We start from the raw sequence: 5895 nt of genomic DNA on the forward strand, positions 1-5895 counted from the left end.
ACCTTAAAAATTGTCATATTGTTTATTCTTTTTTGAGACCCATCTCTTAGCTATGAATATATCAGCACTGCAGAAAATCCTAGACTACCATCAGCAAACCAAACATCATTTTCAGCGTTATGCATCAGGTCCTGAGGGCTTGGACTGGAAAAATCAGCCGGAGGCGTTTAGAACCTTCAAAGGGTGTACTGAGCTGGAACTCCCATTACTTGTACAGCCGACGAGGGTATTGTATAAAGATTTAGACCATCCAGAAACAATTCCATCACAACCGCTTTCATTAAACAGTATTGCTCAATTATTGGAGTTGTCACTGGGGCTTTCGGCATGGAAACAATATGAGGATACTCGCTGGGCGCTTCGTTGTAATCCATCCAGTGGTAATTTACATCCTACTGAAGCTTATGTCATCATCGAAAACTGTGAGGCTATGTCAGAGGGTGTCTATCACTATGTGAGTCGGGATCACATTCTTGAACAACGTTGTCAATTTAGGCATAAAAAATCAATACTTCCCGACCATTCTTTTCTCATCGGTCTGTCTTCAGTCCATTGGCGAGAAGCATGGAAATATGGTGAGCGTGCCTATCGTTATTGTCAGCTTGATGTCGGCCATGCCATCGCAGCAATTCGTTATGCAGCCGCTACATTGGGCTGGCAAGTAGATATTCTAACGTCTGCCAGTGACAAAGACATTGAAATACTTTTAGGTCTGGATCGAGAGGCAGATTTTGCCGCAGCAGAACGTGAGTTTTCGGACGTGATGTTATTGATAAAAACCCAGAAAAATGACTTTTATGATGATTCTTTGCTAGTAAAAAACGGTGCTCTAAAAAATAGTACCCTAAAAGAAATAATAGCACAGTCAGCAAAAGGGCAGTGGTTCGGTCAGGCTAATGTACTTTCATCACAGCATCTTGATGATTGGCCTATTATTTCTGAAGCATCACTGGCAGCGACTAAACCTGAAACCGCTGAGCCTTTATGGCCTGCTCCCGTCTTGCCGGAACTAATATCTGAATCCTATTCTGATAAGCCAGCCAGCACGATCATTAAACAAAGACGCAGTGCGCAGGACTTTGAGGCGAATACGGGGTTGACGAACAAGCCATTGCTGAGCAAGCAAATGCTATATCGACTGCTAGATTTAACCTTGTCGCGTCAAGGCGTACCAGCCTGTGATACGATTGCATGGCGACCTAGGATTCACCTGCTTATTTTTATTCATCAAGTTGAGGGATTGGAACCCGGCTTGTATTGTTTTTTACGCACTGATGACATAGAAAACAAATTTAAAAGCAGTTTAAATCAGGACTATGAGTGGCTTAAACCCGATGACTGTCCAGAACATTTAAAGCTGTTCCGTTTAATGGCAGGCGATGCGAAGGAAGCTGCCAAAACATTATCCTGTCATCAAGATATTGCTAGCGATGGGGTGATAAGTTTTGGCATGATAGCTGAATATGAACTTCACTTGGCGAAAAATATGACGCAAAAGCCCTGGCTTTATCGACAATTATTTTGGGAAGCGGGTCTTATTGGTCAGGTGCTTTATCTGGAGGCTGAGTCCATTGGGCTACGCGGTACGGGCATTGGTTGTTTTTTTGATGATGGCGTACATGACTTGATGGGCTTAAATGAAGGCAATCAGGCGTTTCAGAGTCTTTATCATTTTACTATCGGTAAAGCATTGACGGACAATCGCTTACAGACTTTGCCACCGTATGCACACCTACAGCGAAATAGTCAGGTATAGGCATTTTAAACATTTAAAACACAAGGCTTATTGAATTTATGGAACATTTTTTAAATATAAGTTGCCAGTATGACGATGCTCAGGCGGTTATTATGGACTGTCTTAAGCAACTTGAAGCAATCCCAGATGAGTATAACTTTGGTTTCATTTATGTCACTGATGCGATGGCCGATGCCTACCCTGATTTATTAAAACAGTGTAAGAATAAAACCGGTATTGAGCATTGGCTTGGAACCATTGGTGTTGGTATTATTGCGACGGGACAGGAGCTTTACGACCGACCTGCCGTGAGTATTTTATTGGCCAACTTTGATCTGAACGAACTCTCTATGCTGCCACTGATTAAAGATGTGAAAGATATGGCATTGTTTAATAAGACAGATCATTTTTTGACTCACTTTGGTATTATTCATGGTGATCCTTTTTATCAGCAAACACAAAATCTTATTCAAGATATTCAACAACAGGTACAGGATTGCTTTCTAGTGGGTGGCTTGACATCCTCCAGTGATAAACAATATCAGGTGTCTGATGAAGTATTCACGGGAGGTGTTTCGGGTGTTTTCTTTTCAGAAAACATTCCCGTGTTAAGTAATTTGAGCCAAGGATGTCGGCCCATTGCTGTTAAACGAACCATTACTCGTGCCAAAGATAACGTGCTTTATACGCTGGACAATCAGCCTGCCCTTGATGTTTTGATGCAGGATTGTGGCATCGCTCATATTGACGCGTTAAAGGATCGTGCCAATGAAATCTTTACCGGATTGTGTGTTAATGGCAGCGATCAAAGTGATTATATTGTGCGTAATCTGGTGGGTGTGGATGTTGGAAAAAAACTCTTTGCCATTAATGATAAGCTCATTGAAGGGCATGAGATGATATTTTGTGAACGTAATGAACAAACGGCCATTGATGATATGCAGGACATGCTTGATAAAATTGCCAGCCGTCTGAAACAAAAGCCTAAAGGAGGGATTTATGTTTCATGTTTGGGGCGAGGGCGGGAGCAGTTTGGTAAAGATTCTGAAGAAATTAAAATGATCCATGATACGCTCGGTGATTTCCCTCTGACCGGCTTTTTTGCCAATGGTGAAATACACCATAATAAATTGTATGGCTATACGGGTGTGCTAACGCTATTTGTATAAGCGAGTGTATAAATATGAAGTATAGTAATAAACTCAGTAATGAAACCAGTCCCTATTTACAACAGCATGCTCATAATCCAGTCGCATGGTATCCTTGGAATCAAGAATCACTGGATCTTGCTAAAAGAGAGAATAAACCGATCTTACTCTCAATTGGTTATTCTGCCTGTCACTGGTGTCATGTCATGGCTCATGAATCCTTTGAAAATGAAGCGATTGCAGAAATAATGAATACGCATTTCATAAATATCAAAGTAGATAGGGAAGAGCGTCCTGATCTGGATAAAATTTATCAAACTGCACATCAACTAATGCTTAAACGAGCAGGAGGCTGGCCACTAACGGTCTTTTTGTCAGCGGATGATCAACTGCCTTTTTATGCTGGCACTTACTTTCCTGCTGAGGAACGGTATCAAATGCCGGCCTTTCCTGAGTTACTAAAACAATTGTCTGATTTTTATCATAGTCAACCAGAAAAAGTCATAGCGTCTAAAACTAGCTTAAAACAAGCGCTCAAAGATTATGAAAAACCGCATCAAAATCAGGATGAAATTAATGCCGAGCCATTTAACCTGTTCAGAGAAGAGCTTAAACAAGCCTATGATGCGATCAATGGTGGTTTTGGAAAAGCCCCTAAGTTTCCGCACCTAAGCAGCCTTGAAGGTCTATTGCATTATCAAAATTTGACAGCACAGCAAGGTCATGAAGACATCGCTGGACTTGAAATGGTGCTTTTTAGCCTGAAAAAGATGGCCTCAGGTGGTGTCTACGATCATCTAGGAGGTGGAATCTGCCGTTATTCAGTCGATGACTATTGGATGATCCCTCATTTTGAAAAAATGCTTTATGATAATGGTCCCTTGTTAAGCATTTATTGTGATGCCTGGCAGTTATTACAAAATGCATCAAAAAAGACCGGAGATGATGCTTCGGCGCTGTTTAAGCGTACGATAGAAGAGACGGCTGATTGGGTTATTCGAGAAATGCAAGCACCCGAAGGGGGATTTTATTCGACTCTGGATGCGGATACGGAAGGGCAGGAAGGAAAGTTTTATGTCTGGAATAGAGACGAAGTGAAACACATACTTCAGTCAGACGAACAACTGTATCCGATCCTAGCTGCGCATTATGGTCTGGATAGATCCAGTAACTTTGAAGGTGCCTGGAATCTGCATATTTATACAGACAGGAATGAACTGGCAACGCAGTTTTCTTTGCCCATTGAAACGGTCGATTCCTTATTAGATACAGCACGAGTGCTATTATTCGAACAACGTGAGCAACGGATAAAACCCGGTCGGGATGAAAAAATACTGACGGCCTGGAATGCACTAATGATTAAAGGCCTAGCCAAAGCAGGGCGGCTTTTTCAGCACGGCTTAAACATGCGCTCAGACAAGCAATCGGAATATATTGAAGCGGCTGAAAAAGCAGTCGAATTTATCAAACAGACTTTATGGCTTGATAATCGTCTATTGGCTACCTATAAGGATGGTCAGGCTCGTTTAGCGGCCTATCTGGATGATTATGCCTTCTTATTGGATGCCTTGATTGAATTGCTGCAAGTGCGCTGGAAAACTGAAGACATGCACTTTGCCATGCAATTGGCTGATGTGCTTCTATTAGAGTTTGAAGACAAAGAAAATGGCGGGTTTTTCTTTACCGCCAACGACCATGAAACGCTGATCACTCGCACTAAGTCGTTTTCAGATGAGTCTATTCCCAGTGGTAATGCGGTCGCAGCCTTTGCTTTAGGTCGATTAGGCCATATACTGGGTAATACTCAATACATTGATGCGGCAGAAAGAACGGTTCGTGCCGCATGGCCAAAATTGCAACAAATGCCTTATGGACATGCTAGTTTATTGTTGGCCTTAGAAGATATACTCTTCCCACCAACAATCATTGTACTGCGTGGTTCAGAAAGTGTGGTGAAAGAATGGCAGAGTCTTTGTCAAAAGAAATATGCGCCCAATCAGCTTTGTTTGGCCATTGATAATACCTATAATGACTTACCAGAAGGTTTAGCTGAACGCTTACCAAAGCGCTTATCTGAACACTTATCTGAACACTTATCTGAACACTTATCTGAACATCGAGCTCAGGACGAAGGGATTGCCTATATTTGCTCCGGTTTTCAATGTGCTGCACCTATCCATTCTTCAGATGAGTTGCAGGCAAAACTTTCGCTGTAAATGGGAACATTCAGCAATTAATAGTTCAAGCTAAAGACTTATAAAATATGTTACTATCAGCTACAAAGCAGTCACCTACAAAGCAAGAGTCAAAGTTGTTAGCACCTTTTGACGGCCTTCTTTTGCAGCAAATATTTGTCCCTAACTCAATAGAAGCCTTTGTTACAGCGACAAATGAAATTATAAATTCTAAAATAGTCGGTTTTGATACTGAATCAAAGCCTACTTTTGCCAAAGGTGAGAAAAGCGAAGGTCCGCATGTCGTTCAATTTTCATTATCGAATAAAGCCTTTATTTTTCAGCTATGTCATGAAGATTGCCGGCAATATTTGCTGGAGATATTTCAATCAGATAAAGTACTTAAAGTGGGTTTTGGGTTAAAATCTGATAAAGCACATATTTATAATAAATTTGGTGTTAAACTCAATGCAGTACTCGATCTTTGTACTGTGTTTCGTGAAAAAGGCTATCGTGATCAAATAGGTGCCAGAGCTGCCGTTGCCATAGTCTTTAACAAGAATTTTAATAAATCAAAACATATATCAACATCCAATTGGGCAATGCCTAAGTTGTCTGACAATCAATTATTGTATGCGGCGAATGATGCCTATGTCGCTTTGCGTATATATAATGAATATAAAAATATAACATAGAGGTGAATAATAATTGCAAACACTCGTTAAAAAATGGTTTCAAGACAAAGGCTACGGCTTTCTTGAAAATGGCACCGCCCCGGATATTATGGTGCGCAAAGCAGAACTGATTAAGTGTTCATTTTTAAAAGTAGGTGCAATGG

Annotated in this window: 4 protein-coding genes; all 4 read left to right on the plus strand. The window is 41.1% G+C overall.

The window, feature by feature from the left end; genetic code table 11:
- The first annotated feature begins 139 nt into the window (after window positions 1–139).
- Genes JEU20_RS14620 through JEU20_RS14635 form a run of 4 tightly spaced genes read left to right on the plus strand, consistent with a single transcriptional unit; the run spans window position 140 to window position 5752 of the window.
- The gene (locus tag JEU20_RS14620) at window positions 140–1756 is read left to right on the plus strand and encodes a SagB/ThcOx family dehydrogenase (RefSeq protein ID WP_342590526.1); all 1617 of its coding nucleotides are present in this window, start codon (window positions 140–142) and stop codon (window positions 1754–1756) included.
- Between the two features lie 38 nt (window positions 1757–1794).
- Window positions 1795–2904 carry an FIST signal transduction protein gene (locus tag JEU20_RS14625; RefSeq protein WP_198246889.1) on the plus strand — a complete coding sequence of 370 codons (1110 nt, stop codon included), beginning with the start codon at window positions 1795–1797 and terminating at the stop codon, window positions 2902–2904.
- A gap of 14 nt (window positions 2905–2918) precedes the next feature.
- On the plus strand, window positions 2919–5099 hold the full coding sequence (locus JEU20_RS14630; RefSeq protein ID WP_198246890.1) for a thioredoxin domain-containing protein: 2181 nt from the start codon (window positions 2919–2921) through the stop codon (window positions 5097–5099).
- A gap of 47 nt (window positions 5100–5146) precedes the next feature.
- Window positions 5147–5752: a 3'-5' exonuclease gene (locus tag JEU20_RS14635; protein ID WP_198246891.1), complete on the plus strand. Its 606-nt coding sequence runs from the start codon at window positions 5147–5149 to the stop codon at window positions 5750–5752.
- The last annotated feature ends 143 nt before the right edge of the window (window positions 5753–5895 follow it).

The sequence above is a fragment of the methane-oxidizing endosymbiont of Gigantopelta aegis genome, assembly GCF_016097405.1.
Taxonomy (GTDB): domain Bacteria; phylum Pseudomonadota; class Gammaproteobacteria; order Methylococcales; family Methylomonadaceae; genus Methylomarinum.